This window comes from Intestinimonas sp. MSJ-38 (assembly GCF_018917925.1).
GTDB lineage: Bacteria > Bacillota > Clostridia > Oscillospirales > Butyricicoccaceae > Pseudobutyricicoccus.
Map to the genome: position 1 here is coordinate 13,385 of NZ_JAHLPO010000027.1, position 23,618 is coordinate 37,002.

Annotated in this window: 26 protein-coding genes; 20 read left to right on the forward strand and 6 right to left on the reverse strand. The window is 57.1% G+C overall.

The annotated features are described in order from the left end of the window. The first annotated feature begins 28 nt into the window (after positions 1–28). The 6 genes from KQI26_RS13015 (at position 29) to rpe (ending at position 6,562) form a co-directional block, all read left to right on the forward strand. A complete protein-coding gene (locus KQI26_RS13015; RefSeq protein ID WP_118746994.1) occupies positions 29–1,804 on the forward strand; it encodes a V-type ATP synthase subunit A in 1,776 nt (591 codons plus the stop codon). Beyond that, entirely contained in the window at positions 1,801–3,177 is a 1,377-nt protein-coding gene (locus KQI26_RS13020) for a V-type ATP synthase subunit B (RefSeq protein WP_118428668.1), read from the forward strand. Before KQI26_RS13015 ends, KQI26_RS13020 begins: the two co-directional genes overlap by 4 nt. 24 nt (positions 3,178–3,201) lie before the next feature. Further along, a complete protein-coding gene (locus KQI26_RS13025; protein ID WP_118428667.1) occupies positions 3,202–3,873 on the forward strand; it encodes a V-type ATP synthase subunit D in 672 nt (223 codons plus the stop codon). A 103-nt stretch (positions 3,874–3,976) separates the two neighbouring features. Then, a complete protein-coding gene (locus KQI26_RS13030) occupies positions 3,977–4,357 on the forward strand; it encodes a RidA family protein (RefSeq protein WP_118428666.1) in 381 nt (126 codons plus the stop codon). 392 nt (positions 4,358–4,749) lie between these two features. Beyond that, a complete protein-coding gene (locus KQI26_RS13035; protein WP_216504745.1) occupies positions 4,750–5,700 on the forward strand; it encodes an AEC family transporter in 951 nt (316 codons plus the stop codon). Positions 5,701–5,896: 196 nt separating this feature from the next. Beyond that, a complete protein-coding gene (rpe, locus tag KQI26_RS13040) occupies positions 5,897–6,562 on the forward strand; it encodes a ribulose-phosphate 3-epimerase (protein ID WP_216504746.1) in 666 nt (221 codons plus the stop codon). A 47-nt stretch (positions 6,563–6,609) separates the two neighbouring features. Here the strand turns inward: rpe and KQI26_RS13045 are convergent, their stop codons facing one another. Further along, positions 6,610–7,536 carry a S1 RNA-binding domain-containing protein gene (locus KQI26_RS13045; protein WP_216504747.1) on the reverse strand — a complete coding sequence of 309 codons (927 nt, stop codon included), beginning with the start codon at positions 7,534–7,536 and terminating at the stop codon, positions 6,610–6,612. A gap of 125 nt (positions 7,537–7,661) precedes the next feature. Here KQI26_RS13045 and KQI26_RS15540 point away from each other — a divergent pair, with 125 nt between their 5' ends. The 9 genes from KQI26_RS15540 to KQI26_RS13090 all read left to right on the forward strand — a co-directional run bounded on the left by KQI26_RS15540 (position 7,662) and on the right by KQI26_RS13090 (position 13,056). Then, positions 7,662–7,847, forward strand: coding sequence for a DUF951 domain-containing protein (locus tag KQI26_RS15540; protein ID WP_118428662.1), 186 nt, complete (start codon positions 7,662–7,664; stop codon positions 7,845–7,847). A gap of 2 nt (positions 7,848–7,849) precedes the next feature. Beyond that, positions 7,850–8,626: a uridine phosphorylase gene (gene udp, locus KQI26_RS13055; protein ID WP_371744165.1), complete on the forward strand. Its 777-nt coding sequence runs from the start codon at positions 7,850–7,852 to the stop codon at positions 8,624–8,626. 328 nt (positions 8,627–8,954) lie between these two features. Further along, complete coding sequence (locus KQI26_RS13060) at positions 8,955–9,332, forward strand: GntR family transcriptional regulator (protein ID WP_118746988.1); 378 nt, start codon at positions 8,955–8,957, stop codon at positions 9,330–9,332. 67 nt (positions 9,333–9,399) lie between these two features. After that, entirely contained in the window at positions 9,400–10,203 is an 804-nt protein-coding gene (locus tag KQI26_RS13065) for an ABC transporter ATP-binding protein (RefSeq protein ID WP_216504748.1), read from the forward strand. Then, positions 10,191–10,820, forward strand: a complete 630-nt coding sequence (locus KQI26_RS13070; protein ID WP_216504749.1) for an ABC-2 transporter permease — start codon at positions 10,191–10,193, stop codon at positions 10,818–10,820. Before KQI26_RS13065 ends, KQI26_RS13070 begins: the two co-directional genes overlap by 13 nt. Positions 10,821–10,944: 124 nt before the next feature. After that, the gene (locus tag KQI26_RS13075) at positions 10,945–11,946 is read left to right on the forward strand and encodes a biotin--[acetyl-CoA-carboxylase] ligase (protein ID WP_216504750.1); all 1,002 of its coding nucleotides are present in this window, start codon (positions 10,945–10,947) and stop codon (positions 11,944–11,946) included. Next, a complete protein-coding gene (locus KQI26_RS13080) occupies positions 11,943–12,476 on the forward strand; it encodes a biotin transporter BioY (RefSeq protein WP_216504751.1) in 534 nt (177 codons plus the stop codon). Before KQI26_RS13075 ends, KQI26_RS13080 begins: the two co-directional genes overlap by 4 nt. 117 nt (positions 12,477–12,593) lie before the next feature. Next, on the forward strand, positions 12,594–12,857 hold the full coding sequence (locus KQI26_RS13085) for a hypothetical protein (protein ID WP_253292847.1): 264 nt from the start codon (positions 12,594–12,596) through the stop codon (positions 12,855–12,857). A 1-nt stretch (position 12,858) separates the two neighbouring features. Beyond that, the gene (locus tag KQI26_RS13090; RefSeq protein WP_177613903.1) at positions 12,859–13,056 is read left to right on the forward strand and encodes a helix-turn-helix transcriptional regulator; all 198 of its coding nucleotides are present in this window, start codon (positions 12,859–12,861) and stop codon (positions 13,054–13,056) included. Positions 13,057–13,119: 63 nt separating this feature from the next. Here the strand turns inward: KQI26_RS13090 and KQI26_RS13095 are convergent, their stop codons facing one another. Beyond that, positions 13,120–13,938, reverse strand: coding sequence for a hypothetical protein (locus KQI26_RS13095; protein ID WP_216504753.1), 819 nt, complete (start codon positions 13,936–13,938; stop codon positions 13,120–13,122). A gap of 247 nt (positions 13,939–14,185) precedes the next feature. Continuing rightward, positions 14,186–15,460, reverse strand: coding sequence for a replication-associated recombination protein A (locus KQI26_RS13100; protein WP_216504754.1), 1,275 nt, complete (start codon positions 15,458–15,460; stop codon positions 14,186–14,188). A gap of 258 nt (positions 15,461–15,718) precedes the next feature. On the opposite strand from KQI26_RS13100, the gene KQI26_RS13105 reads away from it, so the two are divergent. Then, complete coding sequence (locus KQI26_RS13105) at positions 15,719–16,603, forward strand: diacylglycerol kinase family protein (protein WP_216504755.1); 885 nt, start codon at positions 15,719–15,721, stop codon at positions 16,601–16,603. Between the two features lie 51 nt (positions 16,604–16,654). Here the strand turns inward: KQI26_RS13105 and KQI26_RS13110 are convergent, their stop codons facing one another. Beyond that, positions 16,655–17,824 carry an amidohydrolase gene (locus KQI26_RS13110; RefSeq protein ID WP_216504756.1) on the reverse strand — a complete coding sequence of 390 codons (1,170 nt, stop codon included), beginning with the start codon at positions 17,822–17,824 and terminating at the stop codon, positions 16,655–16,657. 145 nt (positions 17,825–17,969) lie between these two features. Here KQI26_RS13110 and KQI26_RS13115 point away from each other — a divergent pair, with 145 nt between their 5' ends. Then, positions 17,970–18,494, forward strand: a complete 525-nt coding sequence (locus tag KQI26_RS13115) for a DNA topology modulation protein (RefSeq protein ID WP_216504757.1) — start codon at positions 17,970–17,972, stop codon at positions 18,492–18,494. Between the two features lie 103 nt (positions 18,495–18,597). Further along, complete coding sequence (locus KQI26_RS13120) at positions 18,598–18,927, forward strand: hypothetical protein (RefSeq protein ID WP_216504758.1); 330 nt, start codon at positions 18,598–18,600, stop codon at positions 18,925–18,927. 56 nt (positions 18,928–18,983) lie between these two features. Here KQI26_RS13120 and KQI26_RS13125 read toward each other — a convergent pair whose 3' ends face one another. Both KQI26_RS13125 and KQI26_RS13130 read right to left on the reverse strand, forming a co-directional pair. Beyond that, the gene (locus KQI26_RS13125; RefSeq protein WP_216504759.1) at positions 18,984–20,732 is read right to left on the reverse strand and encodes an NADH-dependent [FeFe] hydrogenase, group A6; all 1,749 of its coding nucleotides are present in this window, start codon (positions 20,730–20,732) and stop codon (positions 18,984–18,986) included. Continuing rightward, positions 20,726–22,558, reverse strand: a complete 1,833-nt coding sequence (locus KQI26_RS13130; RefSeq protein WP_216504760.1) for an NAD(P)-binding protein — start codon at positions 22,556–22,558, stop codon at positions 20,726–20,728. The genes KQI26_RS13125 and KQI26_RS13130 overlap by 7 nt, the downstream gene beginning before the upstream one ends. A gap of 179 nt (positions 22,559–22,737) precedes the next feature. Here KQI26_RS13130 and KQI26_RS13135 point away from each other — a divergent pair, with 179 nt between their 5' ends. Both KQI26_RS13135 and KQI26_RS13140 read left to right on the forward strand, forming a co-directional pair. Next, positions 22,738–23,109: a DUF134 domain-containing protein gene (locus KQI26_RS13135; protein WP_216504761.1), complete on the forward strand. Its 372-nt coding sequence runs from the start codon at positions 22,738–22,740 to the stop codon at positions 23,107–23,109. Then, on the forward strand, positions 23,087–23,488 hold the full coding sequence (locus KQI26_RS13140; RefSeq protein WP_216504762.1) for a NifB/NifX family molybdenum-iron cluster-binding protein: 402 nt from the start codon (positions 23,087–23,089) through the stop codon (positions 23,486–23,488). Before KQI26_RS13135 ends, KQI26_RS13140 begins: the two co-directional genes overlap by 23 nt. Positions 23,489–23,618 lie beyond the last annotated feature (130 nt).

Consider the following 23,618-nt stretch of genomic DNA (forward strand, 5'->3'; position numbering starts at 1 on the left):
CTGTAAGAGAAAGAAGGTTGCTGATTGAATGGATAATATAGGAAAAATCATCAAGGTGGCGGGCCCCCTGGTCATTGCCGAGGGCATGGCCCACGCCAATATGTTCGATGTGGTGCGGGTAGGACCCCAGCACCTGATCGGCGAGATCATCGAGATGCGGGGCGACAAGGCCTCCATCCAGGTGTATGAGGAAACCGCAGGCATCGGCACCGGGGAGGATGTGGTGTCCACCGGTGCGCCTCTGTCTGTGGAGCTGGGGCCTGGTCTGATCGGTCAGATCTATGATGGCATCCAGCGTCCTTTGGAGGACATTCGCCGCCAGGTGGGAGATACCATCAAGCGGGGCATTGAAGTGGACCCCATCTCCCGGGAGAAAGAGTGGGAGTTTACCCCCACTGCCAAAGCGGGAGATAAGGTGGAGCCCGGTGATGTGCTGGGCACCGTTCAGGAGACCATCATTGTGCTGCACAAGATCATGGTGCCCGTGGGAGTGCGCGGCACGGTGAAGGAAGTGCGGGGCGGCAAACACACCATCACCGATGTGGTGGCCGTCATCGAGGACGAAAAAGGCCAGCTCCATGAGCTGACCATGGTACAGAAATGGCCGGTGCGTGTGGAGCGGACCTACAAGGAAAAGCTGGCTCCCACATTCCCCATGGTCACCGGCCAGCGGATCGTGGACACCTTCTTCCCCATTGCCAAGGGCGGTACGGCGGCCATCCCCGGCCCCTTCGGCAGCGGTAAAACGGTGACCCAGCACCAGCTGGCCAAGTGGAGCGATGTGGACATCGTGATCTACATCGGCTGCGGCGAGCGCGGCAATGAGATGACCGATGTACTGCGGGAATTCCCCGAGCTGAAAGACCCCCGCACCGGCGAAAGCCTGATGAAGCGGACGGTGCTCATCGCCAACACCTCCGATATGCCTGTGGCCGCCCGGGAAGCCTCGGTGTACACCGGCATCACCATCGCCGAATATTATCGGGATATGGGCTACAATGTGGCGGTTATTGCCGACTCCACTTCCCGTTGGGCCGAGGCTCTCCGTGAGATGTCCGGCCGTCTGGAAGAGATGCCCGGTGAAGAGGGCTATCCTGCCTATCTGGCCTCCCGTCTGGCCCAGTTCTATGAACGGGCGGGCCGGGTGATCTGCCTGGGCAGCGACGGCAGAGAAGGCACCTTGTCGGCCATCGGCGCCGTATCCCCTCCGGGCGGCGATATTTCCGAGCCTGTCAGCCAGGCCACCCTGCGTATCGTCAAGGTGTTCTGGGGCCTGGACAGCTCTTTGGCCTACCGGCGGCATTTCCCCGCCATCAACTGGCTGAACAGCTATTCTCTGTACTTTGACCGGCTGCGTCCCTGGTATGAGGACAACATCAACCAGAGCTTCATAAAAAACCGCAACGAAGCCATGAAGCTTTTGCAGCAGGAAAACGAGCTGGACGAAATCGTCAAGCTGGTGGGCATCGACGCCTTGTCTCCCGCCGACCGTCTGGTGATGGAAACCACTCAGATGATCCGCGAGGACTTCCTGCAGCAAAACGCCATGAGCGATACCGATTCCTATTGTGAGATCGACAAGCAGTTCCGTCTGTTGGAGCTGATCCTGTTCTACTACGAGACAGCCGGGGAAGCTCTGCGCAAGGGCGCTCCCATGCAGCCCGTCTTTGACATTCCCGCCCGGGCCCGCATCGGCCGGGCCAAGGATGTGCCCAAGGAGATCTACAAGGAGCAGTATGACCAGATCGAAGCCGATATCCGGCAGCAGATCGCTCAGATTTCCCAGGGAGGTAAAGAGGCATGATTAAGGAATACCGTACCATACAGGAAGTGGCCGGCCCGCTGATGCTGGTGCAGGGCGTGGACAAGGTCACTTATAATGAGCTGGCGGAAATCGAGCTGCCCTCGGGAGAGGTGCGCCGGTGCAAGGTGCTGGAAGTGGACGGCTCCAACGCCCTGGTGCAGCTGTTCGAAAGCTCCGCCGGTATCAACCTGGCCCAGTCCAAGGTGCGTTTCCTGGGCCATGGCATTGAGCTGGGTGTGTCCCCTGATATGCTGGGCCGTGTGTTCGACGGCATGGGCCACCCCAAGGATGGTGGCCCGGAGATCCTGGCCGAGCAGTATCTGGACATCAACGGCACGCCTATGAACCCGGCGGCCCGGGACTATCCTTCGGAGTTCATCCAGACCGGCGTGTCGGCCATCGACGGCCTGAACACCCTGGTCAGAGGCCAGAAACTGCCTATTTTCTCCGGCTCTGGTCTGCCCCATGCCCAGCTGGCCGCCCAGATCGCCCGTCAGGCCCAGGTGCCCGGCAGCGATGCCAAGTTCGCCGTGGTCTTTGCGGCCATCGGCATCACCTTTGAGGAAGCCGATTTCTTCGTCTCCGACTTTAAGCGTACCGGCGCCATCGACCGTACCGTGCTCTTTTTGAACCTGGCCAACGACCCGGCCATCGAACGGATCGCCACTCCCCGTATGGCGCTGACCGCGGCGGAGTATCTGGCCTTTGAGCAGGGGATGCATGTGCTGGTCATCCTCACCGATATCACAAATTACGCCGAGGCTCTCCGGGAAGTGTCCGCTGCACGGAAGGAAGTGCCGGGACGCCGCGGCTATCCCGGCTACCTTTACACCGACCTTGCCACCATGTATGAGCGGGCCGGAAAGCTGCTGGACAAGGAAGGATCTATCACCATGGTGCCCATCCTCTCCATGCCCGAAGATGACAAGACCCATCCCATCCCCGACCTGACCGGTTACATCACCGAGGGCCAGATCATTCTGTCCCGCGAGCTGTACCGGAAGGATATCACGCCGCCCATCGATGTGCTGCCCTCCCTGTCCCGTCTGAAGGACAAGGGCATCGGCAAGGGCAAGACCCGGGAAGATCACGCCGGTACCATGAACCAGCTGTTTGCCGCCTATGCCCGTGGCAAGGATGCCAAAGAGCTGATGACCATTCTGGGCGAGGCCGCCCTCACCGACACCGACAAGCTCTATGCCCAGTTTGCCGATGCCTTTGAGCGGGAATATGTGTCCCAGGGCTATGACAAAAACCGCACCATCGAAGAGACGCTGGATCTGGGCTGGAAGCTGCTGAGCATTCTGCCCAAGACCGAGCTGAAGCGGATCAAGCCGGAATTCATCGACAAATACTATCCCGCTAAGGATTGAGATGGGCAATAAGGAGGAATGCAGATGGCCAGGCTCAATGTAAACCCGACGCGCATGGAGCTGACCCGGTTGAAAAAGCGCCTTGCCACAGCCAGCCGGGGGCATAAGCTGCTGAAAGACAAGCGGGACGAGCTGATGAAGCAGTTCCTGGATATTGTCCGGGTCAGCGAAAAGCTGCGGCTGGGGGTGGAAAAAGCCCTGACGGAATCCTATGCCGGATTCCAGGCCGCCGGCGCGGTGATGCCCCCGGAAATGCTGGAGCAGACCTTTCTCTATCCCAAGCAGGGAGTGGGCATCGAGATGAAGTTCCGTAACATTATGTCGGTGGATGTGCCCATGTACGATGTGATCACCAAAACCAGCGACAAGGCGGATATCTATCCCTATGGCTTTGCTGCCACCAGCGGCGAGCTGGATGACGCCGTGGCTCAGCTGGCCGGGACGCTGGAGGATATGCTCCGTCTGGCGGAGATGGAAAAAACCGTCAAGCTCCTGGCCCAGGAGATCGAAAAGACCCGCCGCCGGGTCAATGCCCTGGAATATGTGATGATCCCTCAGCTCCAGGAAACCATCCGTTATATCACCATGAAGCTGGATGAAAACGAACGGGGCAACCTGTCCCGGCTGATGAAGGTGAAGGACATGATGGTGGAGCAGAACATCAAAGCCCAGCGGGCCCGGGATGGCCTTGCCTGAGCCGAAAAAGAAAGTGGACAAACAGCAAGGCTTGGTATACAATAAAACTAAAATCTGGCCCTCTTTTCAGAAAGGGGCCCAATCGGAAAGGAAGGTCATTCCCATGGTAACCAAAATCGCAACAGAAAAAGCTCCTGGCGCTATCGGTCCTTATTCCCAGGGCGTCGTCGCCGGCAATCTGGTGTATACTTCCGGTCAGATTCCTGTCAATCCGGAAACAGGCGCCGTGGAAGAGTGCGTCAAGGCCCAGACCAAGCAGTCTCTGGAAAATGTGAAGGCTGTTCTGGCCGAAGCCGGCTGCACCATGGAAGATGTGTTCAAGACCACCGTCTTCATCAAGGACATGAATGATTTCGCCGCCATCAACGAGGTGTATGCCACCTACTTCACCGGCGATGTGCTGCCCGCCCGCTCTTGCGTGGAAGTGGCCCGTCTGCCCAAAGATGTGAAAGTGGAGATCGAAGTCATTGCCATGAAGAAGTAAAAACCTTCTGAAAAGCCGTCCCGCAAGGGGCGGCTTTTGTCTGTCGGGAACTTCATATCGTGTGAGGGACTGGATCGTCTTATCCCGAATGGATCTGCAAAAAGCTGCGGCCTGTGCGTGGCTTTTTGCACCTATCAAGGAACAAGTGTGCGCCAAAGGCGTGCATGCAGTTCCCTGCAAAAACTCGAAAAAGTGGCCGAAGCCGTCCCGCAAGGGGCGGCTTTTTTGTGCCGCAGCAGAAGGTTTTGGCAAAAATCAAAAAAGCCCCCCAAAGCGTAAAAGGCATGCTATAATAAAAGAGCCGCCGGTCTCCGGGGGACTTTTCCGAAAAGAAAGCGAGAGGGCGGCCACAATCAATCCGGCCTGGGGCCAAGAGAAAAGAGGAGAGAGCCTTGTCCATTGCAAACGCCTTTAACGGCGTATTCGCCCTGATGCTCATCATGCTGCTGGGCGCCTTCATGACCAGACGAAAATTCCTGACGGAGGATTACTATCATTTTCTCACATCCTTCATCATGAAGTACACCATCCCGGCCATGCTCTTTGAGAACGCCATCGAGAATGTGACCATGGAGTTTATCACCGAAAACGGCACACTGCTGCTGGCCCCCTTTGTCACCCAGCTGGGGGGATATTTAATTGCCCTGGGCATCGCCAAACTGATCAAGCTGCCCAAATCCTTGGAAGGCATTTTCATTTCCATCTTTGCCATGTGCAATACCATGCTGATGGGCTTTCCCATTTGCATGCAGATCTTCGGTGAAGTGAGCGTTCCCTATGTCACCGCTTATTATATTGCCAACACCCTGGTCTTTTGGATTCTGGTGGCCCCCCGCATCGCAGCTGGCGGTACAGTGGGCGGTGTCATCACCCGGGCGGAAAAGATCAAGAGAGTCTTTTCCCCGCCGCTGCTGTCCTTCCTGGTGGGCGCTGCGGTGTCTTTGCTCCACATTCCCGTGCCTGCCTTTTTGCAGACGGCCCTCACCGATTTTGGCGCTTTGACTTCGCCCATCGCCATGCTTTTGTGCGGCTATCTTCTGGCCAGCATGGGCAAGGATGTGCTGAAAACCCCTCGGTGCATTGTGGGCGCTGTGGCTGCTCGTCTTTTGTGGGCACCGGTGTTCTGTGCCGGTATCTGCCTTTTGATGAATGTGCCCGCTTTGCCGGCCTGCGTCTTTTGTGTCCAGGCGGCCATGCCGGCCATGAACCAGACGGTTATTCTCTCCGGCCTGTACCGGGGCAATGACCGGGCTGCTGCCCAGGGCCTGGCCCTGTCCAATATTCTGTCGGTGTTCATCATCCCCTTGGTGGTGATGGGCCTGAACCAAGTATTTCCCATGTAAAAAGAAAAAAGGCTGCCCCTTAGGGGACAGCCCATCTATGATAAACAGCAGCGAAAGCCGACCGGGATGATTGTCGGGCACGCTGGGGGACGGCGCCGCTCACTGGGATTTTTCGCTGCTAATAAGAGTATATGCCGCCGTCTCCTCAGGGGTACCGGCGGAGCGAAAGTAAAAAAGTTTGCAGGAGGAATGAACCATGAGCGTGAAAATTGCCCCGTCCATTTTGTCCGCTGATTTTGCAAACCTGGGCCGGGATGTGCAGATGGTGCTGGAGGGAGGAGCCGACTGGGTCCATGTGGATATCATGGATGGGCATTTTGTGCCCAATATCTCCTTTGGCGCTCCGGTGCTCCGGTGCCTGCGGAAGGTCACCGACGGCTTTCTGGATGTGCACCTGATGATTTCCCAGCCGGAAAACTATGTGGATGATTTTTTGAAGGCCGGGGCCGACCTGGTGAACTTCCATGTGGAGTCCCAGGGGGACCTGTTCAGCCTGATTCAGAAGGTCAAGGCCGCCGGCCGCAAAGTGGCGCTGACCATCAAGCCGGCCACTCCCGCAGAGGCGCTGTTTCCCTATCTGCCTCAATTGGATATGGTGCTGGTGATGTCGGTGGAGCCTGGTTTCGGCGGACAGAAATTCATGCCGGAGGCTTTGGACAAAGTGCGGCTGCTGCGTCAGGAGATCGACAACCGGGGCCTGGCTTGTGAGATCGAGATCGACGGCGGCATCAATCTGGAAAATGCGCCCCTGGCCTATCAGGCCGGGGTGGACATCCTGGTAGCCGGTTCTTCGGTCTATGGGGTGGAGGACCCGAAGACGCGGATCGGTGAGTTCAAAAAGGCCTGTGAAGGTCTGCGATAAGCAAAAAGCGGAGAGGACAAAGTTCCTCTCCGCTTTTTTGCGATGTTTTAATAGAAAACCGTTTCGGTGAGACGGCCTTCTTTCCCCGGCGGGGAATAGAGAAAGTGCTGGAGCCGTCCCTGGGTGATCTGGTAATCTTCCGGGCGGATCAGGGTGCTGGGCGTCTTCTCCAGCTTGTCGATGAGGATCAGTTTGATTTTCATCTTTTCCGGCAGAATGGATTTGATGTACACCGACACCCCATCCCCGGAGGCAACGCCTTCTTTCCGCTCTGCCAGGCCCGATAGGTTGGGGCTCAGTTCCACAAAAACGCCGTAGTCCTCATTGCCACGCACCACGCCGCTCACCGTTTCTCCTGGGGAAAAACGCCGGGCGTTTTCCAGCCAGGTGCCCAAAAGTTCCCGATGGGTCAGATGCACCCGGCCCATGGAGGGGTCCACTCCCCGCACAGCCACATGGATCCATTGGCCGGGGTAAAACCGTTCGGCAGGATGGGCAATGCGGGACACCGAGATGTGCTCGATGCCCACCAGGGAGGTAAGGCCGCAGCCGATGTCCACAAAGGCCCCGAAGGGCTCCAGATGGGTCACCCGGGCGCAGATCACATCCCCGGGCAGCAGGTTTTCCATCAGATAGTTCAGGGCCTTTTGCTGTACCCTGGCCCGGGAAAACAGGTATTGGCCGTCCCCTTCACCGATAACCTGAAAACAAACCGGTTTTCCCACCCGGGACAAAAGGGCGATCTCCCGGGTGCGGCCACTGCTGAGGCCCAATGCCGCCTCGCTGCGAGGGATAAGGCCGGTGATGCCGTTGCAGTCCACCACCAGGTTGTGGGCACAATCGCATCGGGTGACGATGCCTTCCAGTATTTGTTCTTCCTCCGCAGCCTGATCCATGGCGGCCGGGGTATTCACCCAGCGGTTTTCCGGGGTGTGCAGTCGGAAACCTTCCGGCAGATAAGGTCCCTGGGGCATATCTTCATTCCTCCTTTGTTTTGTCCGTTGCCTTTCATCTATATGCATGTTTCCCCAGGATGTTGCTGTTTTCTTTTGGAAAGGGCTGTGGTACAATACCCCTATCAGATGGGGGAGGGAGCTTTGTGGATTATCGGGTAGGCGATGTGGTAAAAATGAAAAAAAGTCACCCTTGCGGCTGCGACCGGTTTGAGATCACCCGGGTGGGGATGGATTTCAAACTGAAATGCTGCGGCTGTGGGCGGGAAGTGATGGTGCCCCGGCTCAAGGCGGAAAAAAGCATTCGGGCCATTGAGAAAAGGGAGGAATGAGCATGGAGGTCATGAACCGGCAAATGCATATTGCCCTGCGTCAGGGGGATGTAGGAGGGTATTGCCTGCTCCCTGGAGACCCGGAACGGTGCCAGCATATTGCCTCTTATCTGGAGGGAGCGGAGTTTGTGGCCCGCAACCGGGAATTTGTCACCTATACCGGCACATTGGCCGGGCAGCGGGTGTCGGTATGTTCCACCGGTATCGGCGGCCCCAGTACGGCCATTGCCGTGGAAGAGCTGGCCGCCTGCGGCGCCCACACCCTGATCCGGGTGGGTACCTGCGGGGGTATTGATCTGGCCGTGCGGGGCGGGGATATTGTGGTGGCCACCAGCGCCGTGCGCCAAGAGGGGACCAGCCTCCACTATATGCCTTTGGAATTTCCCGCCGTGGCCGATTTTGATGTGACCGATGCCCTGCGCCAGGGAGCGGCCTCTACGGGAGCCAGTGTACACACCGGCGTAGTGCAGAGCAAGGACAGTTTTTATGGCCAGCATGAGCCTTCCCGGATGCCGGTGGCCCATATGCTGGAAGAAAAATGGAAGGCCTGGAAGCAGGCCGGCGTCCTTTGCAGCGAGATGGAAAGCGCCGCTTTGTTTGTAGTCTCCTCGGTGCTGGGGCTGCGGGCCGGGGCTTTGTTTGCCGTGCTGTGGAACCAGGAGCGGAAAAACGCCGGGCTGCCTGATCCCCATTGTATGGACACCGATCTGGCCATCCGGGCGGCCGTGGAAGGACTGCGCTGTCTCATCGCCCGGGATGCCCGGGAAGAAGGGCTGTAATAGAAAAAACTTTGCCAAAGCGGTTTCCGCTTTGGCAAGCGTGTCGAAAAAGTGGCCTCCGGCCACTTTTTCGAGTTTTTACAAGGGTCTGCGTGCACGCCTTTGGCGTACACTTGTCCCTTGAGAAGTGCAAAAAGCCGCGCACAGGTCGCGGCTTTTTGCAAATTTATAGGGGTAGGGCAGAAAATCTTTTTCATTATATAAGTTTTTCGGCAGTCTGGCCAAAGCGGTTTCCGCTTTGGCATTTTTTATTTTTTTCTTGACAAACAGGGAAAAGGGATGCATACTGTATATATAGTATATATACAGTATAACAACGAGGTGCACCGTGAATATCGTCATCAGTCAAACAAGCGGCCAGCCCATTTATGAGCAGATCGCCCGGCAGATCAAAGGCCTGATCCTGCGGGGAGAACTCTGCGAAGGGGCGGCTTTGCCATCCATGCGCCTGCTGGCTCGGGATCTGCGCATCAGCGTCATCACCACCAAGCGGGCCTATGAAGAGCTGGAGAGGGAAGGGTTTGTCATCACCACCCCGGGAAAGGGCTGCTATGTGGCCCCACGCCCGGAGGGCACATGGGATCAGGCCCGGCAAAAACAGGTGGAGGAGTATCTGCGCCGTGGTGTGGAAGAGGCCAAAAACTGCGCCATGGGCCTTGAGGAACTGACCCAGCTTTTGCAGGAGCTGTATCGAGGAGAAAAGTAAAATGAATACAAATAGTATTGAAGCAATCTCTTTAAGCAAATAGTATCCAGAATTTGCTCTGGAGGATGTGAGTTTTACACTGCCCCAGGGCTGTATCATGGGATTCATCGGCCAGAATGGCGCCGGTAAAACCACCACCATCAAGCGTTTGCTGGGGCTTGTGCAGGGCGGCGGAGAGGTGCATCTGTTGGGAGAAAAGGAAGGCTATGGCCTGCGAAAAGTGAAAGAACAGGTGGGCGTTTTCCTGGAGGGCAGCTTTTTCAATGAAGTCATCCGGGTGCAGGACATCGATTCCATTTTGTCCCGCATTACCCCTCGGTGGGATAAGGGATATTACTCCTTTTTGCTGGATCGCTTCCAGATCCCCCGGAAAAAATACCTGCGGGAGCTTTCCAAGGGCATGGGCACAAAATTGCGCCTGGCCACCATCCTGGCCCGCCACCCCAAGCTGCTGATTCTGGACGAACCCATGAGCGGCCTGGACCCGGTGGCCCGTTCCCAGGTGATGGATCTGTTTTTGGAATTCATTCAGGATGGGGAGCACTCGGTGTTCCTCTCCACCCACATCACCACCGATCTGGAGCAGGCAGCCGACTATATCACCTTCATTCATGAGGGGAAATTGGTGTTTTTCCAGGAGAAGGACCGGGTGCTGGAGGAATACGGCCTGGCCCAGGGAACGGAAGAAGCGCTGAAAAGTCTGGGGCCTGATGTACTCATTGCCATGAAAAAAGGCCGGTATCACGCCAAAGGCCTGGTGAATAACCGTCAGGAGGCAGCCCGACGGGAACCCTCCCTTCTGGTGGAGCCGGCCCGGCTGGAGGATATCATGGTGATGATGGCAAAGGAGGAAGAATCGTGGTTGGGTTGATGCTGAAAGATCTGTTGACCATGCGCAGATATCTGAAAAGTTTACTGGGCGTTTGCGTCCTGTTGGGAGCTACGGGATTTATTCTCAAAAGCCCCTCCTATGTGTCCGGTGTGGGTGGGGTCACCAGTTTTCTGGTGTGTATGGTCAGTTTTTCCTATGACGAAAATTGCAAGTGGGACGCCTATGGGCTGACCCTGCCGGTGACTCGGAAAATCTGTGTCCAGGCCAAATACCTGCTTTCCCTGGCCATGGTGTTGCTGGGGGCCGTGGTCAGTGCGTTGATCGCTGGTGGGATCATGGCCTATTGGGAGACCATAGATTGGATGGAACTTTTGTCCCTGGTGGGAAGCACAACGGTTACCGGTATCGTCATTATCAGTCTGATGATCCCCTGTATTTATAAATTGGGCGTGGAGCGCAGCCGTCTGGCCATTATGGTGGTCTTTTTGGTGCCCATGGGTGTGTTTCTTTGGTACCTTGGTTCCGGGCTGGCCCTGCCTACCTTGGCGCCCTGGATGGGAAAGCTGCTTCCTGTGCTGCTTGCTCTGCTATTGCTGCTTTTGCTGTGGGGCTCCTATTTGGTTTCCCGGCGGATCTATGAGAAAAAAGAGTTTTAAAAAGGGCCCTCCCCGGTTTTTGACTGGGGAGGGCTTCTTTTGGGCTTAATGTAAACCTAAATTAAAAATATAGTTGACAATAAACTGGAGGCTGGTATACTGGAAACAGAACGGAGGGAATGGAATGGAAAGCACGAAGGAAAAGCTGCTGGCCTTGCTGGAAGAAAACCGGGGCCAGAGTTTGTCTGGACAGGAACTGGCTCTGCGGCTGGGGATTTCCCGGGCGGCGGTGTGGAAGGCCATGGATGGACTGAAAAAAGAAGGGCATCAGATTCAGGGCGTCAACAACAAGGGCTATCAGCTGCTGGAGGGGAGCGATGTGCTTACTCTGGCTTCCATGGAACCCTGGCTGCCCAAAGAGTATGACCGAAGTCTGCTCCATGTGTATGATACGGTGGAATCCACCAACATCACCGCCCGGGAGCTGGCGGCCAAAGGGGCGCCGGAGGGCACGGCGGTGGTAGCTGCCCGGCAGGAGAGAGGCAAAGGCCGTCGGGGCCGCTCCTTCTTTTCTCCCAAGGGAGGCGTTTATGTAAGCATGGTGCTGCGGCCCCAGCTCCCCGCCGAGGAAAGCGCCCGGGTGACCACCACGGCGGCGGTGCAGATTTGCCGGGTGCTGGAGGAAGTGTGCGGCTTTCAGGCCCAGATCAAGTGGGTCAACGATGTGATGTTCCGCGGAAAGAAGATCTGCGGTATTCTGACCGAAGGGGCCATTGATCTGGAAAGCGGAATGCCGGAATACATCATCGTGGGCATCGGGGTCAACCTGTTGGAAGGGGTCGAAGGCTTTCCGCCGGAGCTGCGGCAGATCGCCGGTGCGCTCTATCGGGAGAATCTTCCCCAGGGGATGACCCGGGGCCGCTTTGCCGCCGCTATGGTGGAAAAAATGAGAGCCATTTCGGCTTTGTGCACGGCCAAAGAGACTCTGGAGGAATACCGCCGCCGCTGTCCTTTGGTGGGGCATCGGGTGATGGTGATGGAAAATGAGCCCTGGGAGGGAAAGGTGATCGCCATCTCCGACAGCTGCGGCCTGGTGGTGGAAAAAGAGGACGGCAGCCAGCGGCATCTCCAGTCCGGAGAAGTGAGCATCCGTCCGGGACAAGAAGTTTGGAGGAAAGAATCGTGAGCGAAAAAACGAAGAAACTGACCACATGTGCTTTGATGGCCGCCCTGATGGCGGTGTGTTCCCAGATCGCCATTCCCTTGCCGGGAAGGGTGCCGTTGACCCTGTCACTGGTGGGGGTCTATCTCACCGGTATTTTTCTGGAGCCGGGATGGGCCTTGGCCAGCCAGTGTGTCTATCTGGCTCTGGGGCTTTGCGGCCTGCCGGTCTATGCCGGTTTTTCCAGCGGCGCCGGGGTGCTCTTTGGACTCACCGGTGGGTACTTATTCATCTTCCCGGTGATGGCTTGGGTGACTTCGGTGTCCTGCCGCCGGTTCCGGGGGATCATCCCCTTGGCCCTGGGGCTTTTGCTGTCTTTGCTTTTGTGCTATGGGGCCGGTTCGCTGTGGTATATGGCCTTGGGAAAGGTGGGACTAAGGGAAACTTTGGTTTCCTGTGTGCTGCCCTTTGTGCCTCTCGATGTCTGCAAGGCGGTTTTTGCTCTGGTGCTGGCGCAGCGGGTGAAGAAACCGTTGGCCCTGGGGAAATTTTAAAAATGTCAAAAAATATTGACATTTTTCAAGAGATTCCTTATACTCAAAGTGTAAAAAGAATTTGACACTTTGAAAGCGAAAGGGGCATCTCTATGGAACAGGCTATGTTGATTGCATTTGCTGTATTTTGCTGGTACTGATTTTTTGGATCTGGCCATGGTGGTTTCCATGCTCAGACCCGGAGATGAGTGCAAGCAAATGATCGTCTGGAAAACCAGTGCTTCCACTTTGCTGGTCACCGTATTGATGCTGGTTTTCAATGTTGTGGAGGCTTTGATCAAAAAAGAGCCGACTCTTGTCAATCCCTTTATTCATCTCAGTGTGGTGGCCATGGTGTATTTTGTCACACTGCTGGTGGAGAAGAAAAGGTATGGCGGTTAATATGGAGAATGTGATTCGGAACAAGCGAAAAGAAAAGGGTATCTCTCAGGAGGAATTGGCCAAACGGTGCGGAGTATCCCGTCAGACTATCAACGCTATTGAAAATGACAAATACGACCCCACTTTGTCATTGGCATTCCGCCTGGCCCGAGAGCTGGGGCTGACGGTGGATGAATTGTTTATGCCCAAGGAATCCTGAACGGTTTCTATATAAAAATGGCGTGACCTCAGTCACGCCATTTTTGCATATATCCATATCCGGTTATTGCTGCCCGGCATCCGGCTCAGAAGAGACGGGGGAAGAAGCGGCGGGAGCGATGGGAGTGACGCTTTCCAGCACCTGAAGGGTGGGAGCCACATTGTGCTGCTTATAGGTGCTCCAGATCACCGAAAAGCCGCCGGCGGCCATGAAGAGGTAGCCGTAGGCCATGTCGGCGATGACAGCCCGGCGGAATTCATCGTATTCCATAAAGGTGGGAATGGACTGATAGGCTTGGAAGAAGGTGACGGAGAAATCGGTGCGGAAGGTGTCGTAGATCTCCCAGGCAATAGCCACCTGTTCGCCTACATAGAGCATGGCCGCCGACAGCACCACACAGAAAAGGATGCCTGGCACATTCAGTTTGCCGCCAAAGAGGGAAAAGCCTTTGAAGGTGCAGACGATCATGATCAGTCCCACAATAGCGGCGATGTATCCCAGACGGTAGACCAGCACCCAGGCGGCCACGCCCAGAAGGGAGCCCAGAATGGCACCCACGGCGCCAGAGAGGAAATTACCCCGGCGCTTTTTCATTTCACCTGCTGTTTCAGCGATCTGTTGGGCTGCGGTTTCCTGGCAGTTTTGGCACAGAAGCAGGGGATTGTTGTTTGCAAGATAGGAGGACACGCCCTCCGGACTACCGCATTTCTGGCAGCAATTCACAAGCTGGGCACTTTGCAGGCGGCGGCATAGAGCATCAACAAACTCGTCCATCTGCTGCATATAGGTTTTCACTTGGGGGGCAAAACGGCACTGAAAGGAAATTTTCGCTTGGTAGCCGTCCACAGAGAAATTGGTCAGGTATTTATAATCGGGCTGCAAATTCCCCAGGATGCTGGACAGAGCCGGGGCCGGCTGTCCATCGGTTTGCCCGACAGACAGTGTGATGATGTGCGTAGGGCGGCCGGAGGGATGCTGGGCAATGGTGAAATAGTAACCCTGCCAGCTGCCGTAAAGCAGGTTGGCTTTGGCGTCCCAGGTAAAATTGTGTTTTTAGGCAAAATCCCGCAGGTGTTTTGGCAGTTTCATGTTGGGTACCTCTCTTTTTCTTTTGAGTTGTTTATTTCTATTATCCTTTTGTCCCTTTCACCTTTTGCCAATAGGCCTCCGTTTGCTGCTCCATCTTGTTGGGGCCAGGGGTGTAATAGTGGGCGTCTTTGAGGGGATCGGGAAGGTATTGCTGGGCCACATAGTGAAGCGGGTAGTCATGGGGGAAGCGGTAGCCTGTGCCGTGCCCCAGCTTTTGCGCTCCCTGGTAATGGGCGTCCCGCAGGTGTTCCGGCGGATCATAGGCATTCTTTTCGGCATCGCTCCAGGCGGCGGCGATGCCCGAAGAGACCGAGTTGGATTTGGGGGCGGTGGCAATGACCAGAGCGGCCTGGGCCAGGGGCAGCTTGGCTTCCGGAAGCCCCAGCTGCAAAGCCGAATCCACACAGGCCTTGACGATCTCCGCCGCCTGGGGATAAGCAAGCCCCACATCCTCGCTGGCGCAGGCCAGAAGCCGCCGGGCTGCTGAAGGGATATCCCCTGCCAGAAGCAATCGGGAGAGATAGTAGAGGGCGGCGTCGGGATCACTTCCCCGCAGGGATTTGTGGAACGCGGAAAGGATGTCGTAGTGGCTGTCCCCGTCCCTGTCGTATTTGACCGCAGAGGCCTGGGTCACTTGACGGGCATCCTCCAGGCTGACAAACAGGCTTTCACTTTCTTCATCCTCCTGGGCGGCGGAGAACAGAAGCTCCACAGCATTGATGGATTTGCGCACATCCCCACCGCAGGCTCGGGCGATGTGGCCGATCACCCCTTCTTCCAGGGAGATCTTGATGTGGCTTTCCCGGGCACAGAGGGAAAAGGCCCGGCGCACCGCCTGCTCCACATCCTCTACCGTCACTGGATGAAACTCAAAGACGGTGCTTCGGCTCAGAATGGCGTTGTATACATAAAAATAGGGATTTTCCGTGGTGGAAGCAATGAGGGTGATCTTCCCGTTTTCCATGAACTCCAACAGGGATTGCTGCTGTTTTTTATTGAAATACTGGATCTCGTCCAGATAGAGCAGCACTCCTTGGGGCGCCAGGAAGGTGTCCAGCTCATCCACAATGGCTTTGATATCGCTGAGGGAAGCGGTGGTGGCATTGAGCCGGTAGAGCTTCCGGTTGGTCTGCCGGGCGATGATGCCGGCCAGAGTGGTTTTGCCCACACCGGAGGGGCCGTAGAAGATCATGTTGGGAATATGCCCGTTTTCGATCAGGCGGCGGAGAATGCCGTCAGGACCGATCAGATGGCGCTGGCCCACCACATCGTCCAGGGATTGGGGGCGCAGCCGGTCTGCCAGAGGTTTGTCCATGTTTCACCTGTGCCGCCGCGCAGCGGTCGAAGGGGAGAAGCTCGGCGGCGCGATGATTTGCCGGATGTTTCACAACGGAATAATTATATCTTGTTTTCCCATATCGCGCAAGGGAGAAGAGGAAAACAAAGACAGGAATCGGTAAAATAGTCTTTTCTTGTTCACATTTATCTGATATGATAGTAAAAGATTTCATGGACGGCGCAGGTAAAGCCGCCGGTTTCCCCGGAATGGGGATGATGAGGAGTGACCCATACTATGAAAAGAATGTTGCTGCTGTATAACCCCAAAGCGGGACGGGCCCATATTGCCCGGAATCTGGATATGATCATCCAGCGATTTTCCCGAGGCGGGTATGAGGTGATCGTCTATCCCACCCAGGAGGGCCTGGGCGCCCGGGAAATCCTTCGAGGCCGGGGCGTGGAGGGGATCGATATGGTGGTCTGCTGCGGTGGGGACGGCACTCTTCATCACACCACCAACGGCCTTCTGGCCTGGGACAACCCGCCGGAACTGGGATATCTGCCGGTGGGCAGCACCAACGATTACGCCAACTCCCTGGGCCTTCCCAAGACCCTGGAAGGGGGCCTGGATGTGATCATGGAGGGCGAAACCAAGGTGCTGGATGTGGGAGATTTCGGCGGCGAGTATTTTAATTATGTAGCGGCCTTCGGCGCTTTTGCCGCCGTGTCCTACAGTACGCCCCAGAGCACCAAAAACTCCATGGGACATCTGGCCTATATTATGGAAGGGCTGAAAAACCTTCCCATTGGCCAGACTTACCCGGCCCGGGTGGAGGTCAACGGGAAAGTGCTGGAGGAGGACTATATCTTCGGCACCGTGTGCAACACCAATTATATCGGTGGATTTTCCATGGCGGGCAAGGTGGACACCATGCTGGACGATGGCCAGTTTGAGGTGCTGCTCATCAAAGCGCCCCAGTCGGTGCTGGAGCTGAACGCCTTGGCCGGCAAGCTGCTGGCCCGGGATTTTGACAACGAATTTATGACCATGACCCAAGCCAGCCAGGTGCGTTTTACCTTTCCCAAAAAGACCGCCTGGACTTTGGATGGGGAATTTGGCGGGGATATCACCCAGGTGGAGATCGCCGTGCGTCCCCAGGCTTTGCGGATGCGGGTATGATAGACAAATAAAAAAGCCGCCCTTTGGGGCGGCTTTTTTGCTGTGCAGGGATCAGGCCATGGCGTGAGGACCGTAGACCGCGCCGTCGATGATGGTGTGGGTGCAATGGGTGAAATTGCAGAAGGGATGGCCGTCAAAGATGGCGATGTCGGCATCCTTGCCCACTTCCAGAGAGCCGATCCGGTCCGCCATTCCCAGCAGCTGGGCCGGGAGGATGGTGACGCTGCGGAAGGCATCGGCTTCCGGCAGACCGGCGGCCATGCACTGACCGATGTGTACCGGCAGATATTTGGTCAGAACGCCGTTGTCGGCGGTCATGCACACCTTGACGCCGGCCCGGGCCAGTTTGCCGGGGGTGGTCAGGCTCCGGTTCCACACCTCTTCTTTGTAGGGGCCGGTCATCATGGGGCCGATGGTGCAGAATACATCCTCTTCTTTCAGAAGTTCGGGGATCAGGTATCCTTCGGTCACATGCTCCAGCGCGTAGTCCAGGTGGAATTCTCTGGCGATGCGGATGGCCGTGGCGATGTCATCCACCCGATGGCAGTGGATGCGGCATTTCATTTTCCCTTCCACCACCGGCACCAGAGGCTCCAGCCGGAAATCGGGACGGGGCATCTTGGCGGGATCGCCATGGGCCGCTGCCTTGGCCTGAGCGTATTCCTGTGCGTGAAACAGGGTCTCCCGCAGAAGGGCGGCGCTTCCCATGCGGGTCTTGGGCATTTTGTCCTTTTGGCCAAAGGCCCGGCGGGGATTTTCGCCCAGGGCGAACTTCATCACATCGTGGCCGGGAACTTGCAGCTGTTCCACCACTTGCCCTTCCCGGGTTTTGAATACAAAACCGGTGCCGCCGATGAGGTTGGCCGAACCGGGCAGGGTGCAGCAGGTGGTGAAGCCTGCCTGCCGGGTGGCAGCCACGCCCATATTCCGGGCATTGAAGGAATCCATCACCCGCACCTGGGGCGTGATGGGGGAGGAGGTTTCGTTGAAATCCCCGGTGCTGCCGGAGGAAGAGGGCTCGTTGCCGGTGCCGATATGGGTGTGGGCATCGATCAGGCCGGGAGTGACCCAGCAGCCCTTGGCGTCGATGACCTGGGCCGATTCGGGCACCGGGATATTTTCTCCGATCTGGACGATTTTCCCTTCGTCAATGAGGATGACCCCGTTTTCCAGGATGCCCTGGGTGATGGTGACCAGTTTGCCGCCGGTGATAGCCAGCATGATGCATTTCCCCTTTCTTTGTTGCCGCTCTTTCAAAAGGCGGTAAAATCTTATATTTATAGTAGTCTTTTCCCTCTTTTTCGTCAAGAGCGTCATTGCACCGGGGAAAAGGGCGTGGTATCATCAGGGCAAAGGGGGCGTGAAGATGAAAATCGCTATTTTCGGCCACAGCGGCAGCGGAAAATCCACCTTGGGCGCCTTTTTAGGGGAGCTGTATGGTGCGCCGGTGCTGCATTTGGATGTGATCGCTTTTGAAGAGGGATGGAAGCGGAGAGAGATGGCAGAGAGCCGGGCCCTGGCTCAGCGGTTCATGGAGCAGGACAGCTGGATCATCGAAGGGAATTATCGGGAGATGGCCTGGGAAACAAGGGTGGAGGAAGCCGATCAGTTGATTTATATGAATTTTCCCCGACTCACTTGCCTGAAAAGGGCCTGGAAGCGGTATCGCACTTACCGGGGCCGCACCCGGGAGAGCATCGCCCCAGGCTGCCCGGAAAAGCTGGATCTGGAATTTGTTTTCTGGATCTTGTGGCAGGGCCGCACGCCCCACCGTCTGGCCCGGTTCCGGCAAACGGTAAAGAAATACCGGGATAAAACCGTTGTGCTGAAAAATCAGCGCCAGCTGGATGCCTTTATGGAGCAGACGAAGAAAGGATGCAGCAGGAGCTGATATGAAAGCGAGTCAGGGAAAACGAAAAGTATGGCTCCACTTTGGAGCTGGCCCGTTTTCTGGAGACTACGGTGGAAGAACCGTTTCAGTTGGAGGATGAAAAATGAAAAAGAAAAATTTAGCCCAGGGACTCTATGTCGTTTTGCTGCTGGTTGATTTTTATCTCTTGCCCCTTTTGATCAGAAACACCGGCGACACTGGCGCCGGGATATTCTTGCTGCTGATCATGATGCCGTTGCTGGTCTTTCTGGGAGCGGTGATCTATGGTCTGCGGTGTGGACTGCACTGGTTCCTTCCTTTGGCCGCAGCGGTTTTATTTCTTCCTTCCATATTTCTTTTTTACAACGAATCGGCCTGGATTTACAGTGTGATATATGGAGCGGTTGCCGCAGCAGGCAATGGAGTGGGCCGCATATTTTATCACAAGCGATAATTTTGGGTTTGCAATAGAAAAGGGCGCCTTCTGTATGGAAGGCGCCCTGAAATTTTTTAGTTTTTCTGGCTATCCGGGGAGAGAGGCATCTCCCAGGCGGTGTGATCGGTGTGAAGCAGATGATGGGCTTTCTCCGAAAGGGGACGGACCAGGAAGTCTTTGTACAGCCGCTGCACCGAAGGATTTTCATGGGAGAAGCGCAGATCGGCAATGGCGTCCAGACCGTAGAGCTTTTCGCTCCGGCTTTCTGCCAGCTCCTGGCCGTCGTGGATGGGCTGCCCGCCGCCGCCGGAGCAGCCGCCAGGACAGGCCATTACTTCCACAAAGTCATACTGCACCTCACCCCGGCGCAGAGCCTGAATCAGCCGCCGGGCGTTGCCCAGGCCGCTGACCACAGCCACCCGAATGGGGGTGTCGGCAATGTGGAAGGTGGCTTCTTTCCAGCCATCCATACCCCGCACATCCCGGAAGGCGTCGGGGGAAGGATTCTTGCCGGTGACCAGGTAATAGGCCGAGCGGAGAGCCGCCTCCATGACACCGCCAGTGGCGCCGAAGATGATCCCCGCGCCGGAGGCCACGCCCAAAGGTTCATCGAACTCCTCTTCTTTCAGCTCGGCCGGGATGATATGCTCGGCGCGGATCATGCGGCTCAGCTCTCTTGTGGTGAGCACCACATCCACATCGGGTCCGGCCCCGGCGCTTTCCATGGTGGGAAGGGCCGCTTCCTGCTTTTTGGCCAGACAGGGCATGATGGACACCGAATAGATTCTCTGCGGGTCTGCTCCCAGAAGCTGGGCATAGTAGCTCTTGGCCGCAGCGCCGAACATCTGCTGGGGAGATTTGGCGGTGGACAGCTGGGAGACCATGTCGGGATACTGGGACTTGAGGAACCGCACCCAGCCAGGGCAGCAGGAGGTGAACATGGGGGCTTTGAAAGCGCCAGGGTTTTTCAGCCGCTGGAGGAACTCGCTGCCCTCTTCCATAATGGTGAGATCGGCGGCAAAATTGGTGTCAAAGATGTAGTCAAAGCCGATGCGCCGCAGAGCGGCCACCATGCGCTTCACCGTGGCCTGCTCCGGAGACAGGCCCATAAACTCGCCCCAGGCCGTGCGCACTGCAGGGGCCACCTGCACCACAGTGATTTTGTTGGGGTCCGCCAGGGCTTCAAAGACCTGACGGGTGTCATCCCGCTCCCGCAGAGCGCCCACCGGACAGTGGGTGATGCACTGGCCGCACAGAGAGCAGTCGGCCTGGGTGATCTTCCGGTTGAGGGACACATCCACCGTGGTGCGGGAGCCGGTAGCCGCCACATCCCAGATGTTCAGGGTCTGCACCTTGTCGCAGATCTGGATGCAGCGCATACATTTGATGCACTTGGAGGCGTCACGGAACAGGGGGAAGGAACGATCCCACCGGGTTTCCGGTACCTTTTTTTCAAAGGGCAGGTCCAGAATATTCAAATCGTTTGCGATGGTCTGCAAAGAGCAGTTTCCGCTGCGCACACAGGTGGCACAGTGGCAGTCGTGCTGGGACAAAAGCAGCTCTACATTGATCCGTCGGGTCTCCCGTACTTTGGGGCTGGAGGTGAGTACTTCCATTCCCTCTTCTACCACATTGTTACAGGCGGGCACCAGCCGGTCCATGCCGACCAGTTCCACCACGCACACCCGGCAGGCGCCGATCTCATTGACCCCCCGGAGATAACACAGGCTGGGGATGTGGATGCCCGCCGAGCGGGCCGCATCCAGAATGGTGGTGCCTTCGGGCACAGTCACCGGAAGATGGTCTATGGTGAGATTTACCATTGTTTGATTCTCCCTCCTTTGAATACGCCGTAGCCAAAGTGGTCGCACCGCAGGCAGCGGTGGGATTCCTGCATGGCTTCCTCTTCGGTCATGCCGCATTCCAAAAGTTCAAAGTCCTTCTGCCGTTCCTGGGCCACCCGCTCGGTGAGGTTGACTCTGCCGGTGGCAGGCCGGTCGGAAAGGCTGGGGGCAGGGATCTCCACATCACAGGTGATAACATGATGGAAGCCCAGGTATTCGTCAATGTTGGCAGCGGCCACCTTGCCGGCGGCAATGGCGCGGATGACAGTGGCCGGGCCGGTGACGCAATCGCCGCCGGCGAAAATACCGTTGAAATTCTCAATATCGCTGGAGCTGAGAGCTTCGATGACGCCCCGCTTGATGGGCACGCCGTATTCTTCGAAAGGCTGGGTCTCGATACCCTGGCCGATGGCCACCACCACGATGTCGCAGGGGATGCGCACCTCGGGAGCATCTGCCTTTCGGGGCCGGGGCCGCCCGGAGGAATCCATGGGGCCGACAATCTGGGGCTGGGCCCACAGTGCGGTGACATTGTCCTCATCGTCGGCTTCGATGCGCACCGGAGCCATCAGGGTGGCCAGTTCACAGCCTTCGGCAATGGCCCCTTCGGCCTCTTCCGGCAGAGCGGTCATGTCGGCCTGACGGCGGCGATAGACACAGGTGACGCTTTCTGCTCCCAGACGCTTGGCCGAGCGGGTGCAGTCCATGGCCACATTGCCGCCGCCGATGACTACCACTTTTTTGCCGGCGAAATCGGGCCGCAGGCCGTCGCCGATGTTCCGCAGCATCTCCACAGCGCTCATCACGCCTCGTTTGTCCTCTCCTTCGATGCCCATCTTTTTGTCGGTCTGGGCGCCGATGGCGATGTACATGGCGTCAAAATCCTCCCGCAGATCCTTGAGGGGAAGCTCGGTGCCCACTTCTGTGTGCACCACTTCCACGCCGGTGGACAGGATGTGCTGAATGTCCTCCTCCAGCCGTCCGGCGGGGAGACGGTAACTGGGAATGCCGTAGGCCAGCATGCCGCCCAGCCGCTTGCGCTCTTCAAATACCGTTACTTTATGTCCCATGAGGGAGAGGAAGTAGGCGGCACTCAATCCACCAGGGCCGCCGCCTACCACAGCCACCTTTTTGCCGGTGCTGGGAGCGCAGGGGGGCGCGGGAACTTCGCCGCAGTGATCCACTGCATAGCGCTTGAGGGCACGGATGTTGATGCTGTCGTCGATCATATTCCGGCGGCAGCGGGCTTCGCAGGGATGCTCGCACACCAGGGCACAGGCCACCGGGAAAGGATTGTCCTTGCGGATCAGGCGCACGGCATCGGCATAGCGTTTTTCGCCGATGAGGGCCACATAGCCGGGGATATCCACACCGGCGGGGCACAGGGCCACGCAGGGAACCGGCTGGTTCAGCTGCAACAGGCAGCGGCGGTTGACGATGTGCTCCACATAGTCATCCCGAAAGCCGATAACGCCCCGCAGCACCATGTCGGCGGCCTCAAAGCCGATGGCGCAGTCGGCGGAGTTTTTGATGGCCCGGGCGGTGTGCTCGATCAGGTCGATGGTGTCCAGGGCAGCTTTGCCGTCCAGCACATCTTCCAGCAGCTGGCTCAGAGCTCCCAGGCCGACACGGCAAGGTACGCATTTGCCGCAGGTCTGGGCATGGCACATTTTCAGAAAGGATGCGGAAAGGTCCACCGGGCACAGTCCCGGCGGGCTGGCGATGATGCGCCGTTCCACATCCCGGTAAAGTCCCTCTACCACCTGCTGGGCAGCGTTGGGGGTGTTGATATTTAATCTGCTCACAATGTTTCCTCCTTTGCGGCCAGGGCCGCTTTCCTGTGATGCGTCTATGAGTATTATAACGGTAATTCTTTAAAAGGGAAAGCATTGATTGATTTTTCACAATATAAGTGAGGTTATTGACATAAGTTGAAAATGGGAGTACTATATATCTGACATAAGTCAGAAAAGGAGGAGTCGGGATGCCAAGGCCTCAGAAATGCCGTCGGGTATGTGCCATGCCCCAGCGCTGCCGGTTTGCACCGGAGGAGGGCGGGGGAGAGGTACTGCGGATGACGGTGGATGAATTTGAAGCCATTCGTCTCATGGATCACATGGGCTATACCCAGGAGCAATGCGCCCAGCAGATGGGTATTTCCCGGCCCACTGTCACCGGTATTTACGAAAGTGCCCGGCGGAAGCTGGCGGCCTTTCTGGTGGAAGGCCGGCGATTGGTCATTGAGGGAGGTCCGGTGGAGGTGTGCCCTCACGGGGGCGGCTGCGGCCATTCCTGCCGCCGGGCCCATTGCAAAAAGGAGGAGAAGATTCACCATGAAAATCGCAGTAACCTATGAAAACGGCCAGGTGTTCCAGCACTTTGGCAAAACCCAGCAGTTCAAGATGTATCAGGTGGAAAGCGGCCAGGCTGATAAGGGCACTGTGGTGGATGCCGGCGGCGCCGGTCACAGCGCTCTGGCGGTTTTTCTCAAAGAGCATCAGGTGGAGACTCTGATCTGCGGCGGCATTGGCGGCGGAGCTCAGGCAGCCCTGGCCCAGGCAGGCATCCAGGTCTATCCCGGTATTCAAGGGGATGCAGATCAGGCAGCCCAGGCTTTTGCCAAAGGAGAGCTGAAGCAGAATACCCAGGCCACTTGTAACCATCACCATGAAGGGGAGCATCACCACTGCGGCCATAATGAGCAGGGCGGCTGTGGTCACCACTGCGAGAAATAAATATTCTGCAAGAAAAACCTATATAACGAAAAGGGTCGTCCGCCCTACCCCTATAAATCCGCAAAAAGCCGCGACCTGTGCGTGGCTTTTTGCACTTCTCAAGGGCGGGGCGCCCCGCTGGTCCGGTGGC

Excerpts from the sequence above, each read along its gene's own strand:
- KQI26_RS13015 (WP_118746994.1), top strand. The coding sequence starts at position 29 with ATGGATAATATAGGAAAAATCATCAAGGTGGCGGGCCCCCTGGTCATT.
- KQI26_RS13020 (WP_118428668.1), top strand. The coding sequence starts at position 1,801 with ATGATTAAGGAATACCGTACCATACAGGAAGTGGCCGGCCCGCTGATG.
- KQI26_RS13025 (WP_118428667.1), top strand. The coding sequence starts at position 3,202 with ATGGCCAGGCTCAATGTAAACCCGACGCGCATGGAGCTGACCCGGTTG.
- KQI26_RS13030 (WP_118428666.1), top strand. The coding sequence starts at position 3,977 with ATGGTAACCAAAATCGCAACAGAAAAAGCTCCTGGCGCTATCGGTCCT.
- rpe (WP_216504746.1), top strand. The coding sequence starts at position 5,897 with ATGAGCGTGAAAATTGCCCCGTCCATTTTGTCCGCTGATTTTGCAAAC.
- KQI26_RS13045 (WP_216504747.1), bottom strand. The coding sequence starts at position 7,536 with ATGCCCCAGGGACCTTATCTGCCGGAAGGTTTCCGACTGCACACCCCG.
- udp (WP_371744165.1), top strand. The coding sequence starts at position 7,850 with ATGGAGGTCATGAACCGGCAAATGCATATTGCCCTGCGTCAGGGGGAT.
- KQI26_RS13075 (WP_216504750.1), top strand. The coding sequence starts at position 10,945 with ATGGAAAGCACGAAGGAAAAGCTGCTGGCCTTGCTGGAAGAAAACCGG.
- KQI26_RS13090 (WP_177613903.1), top strand. The coding sequence starts at position 12,859 with ATGGAGAATGTGATTCGGAACAAGCGAAAAGAAAAGGGTATCTCTCAG.
- KQI26_RS13100 (WP_216504754.1), bottom strand. The coding sequence starts at position 15,460 with ATGGACAAACCTCTGGCAGACCGGCTGCGCCCCCAATCCCTGGACGAT.
- KQI26_RS13105 (WP_216504755.1), top strand. The coding sequence starts at position 15,719 with ATGAAAAGAATGTTGCTGCTGTATAACCCCAAAGCGGGACGGGCCCAT.
- KQI26_RS13110 (WP_216504756.1), bottom strand. The coding sequence starts at position 17,824 with ATGCTGGCTATCACCGGCGGCAAACTGGTCACCATCACCCAGGGCATC.
- KQI26_RS13115 (WP_216504757.1), top strand. The coding sequence starts at position 17,970 with ATGAAAATCGCTATTTTCGGCCACAGCGGCAGCGGAAAATCCACCTTG.
- KQI26_RS13120 (WP_216504758.1), top strand. The coding sequence starts at position 18,598 with ATGAAAAAGAAAAATTTAGCCCAGGGACTCTATGTCGTTTTGCTGCTG.
- KQI26_RS13125 (WP_216504759.1), bottom strand. The coding sequence starts at position 20,732 with ATGGTAAATCTCACCATAGACCATCTTCCGGTGACTGTGCCCGAAGGC.
- KQI26_RS13135 (WP_216504761.1), top strand. The coding sequence starts at position 22,738 with ATGCCAAGGCCTCAGAAATGCCGTCGGGTATGTGCCATGCCCCAGCGC.
- KQI26_RS13140 (WP_216504762.1), top strand. The coding sequence starts at position 23,087 with ATGAAAATCGCAGTAACCTATGAAAACGGCCAGGTGTTCCAGCACTTT.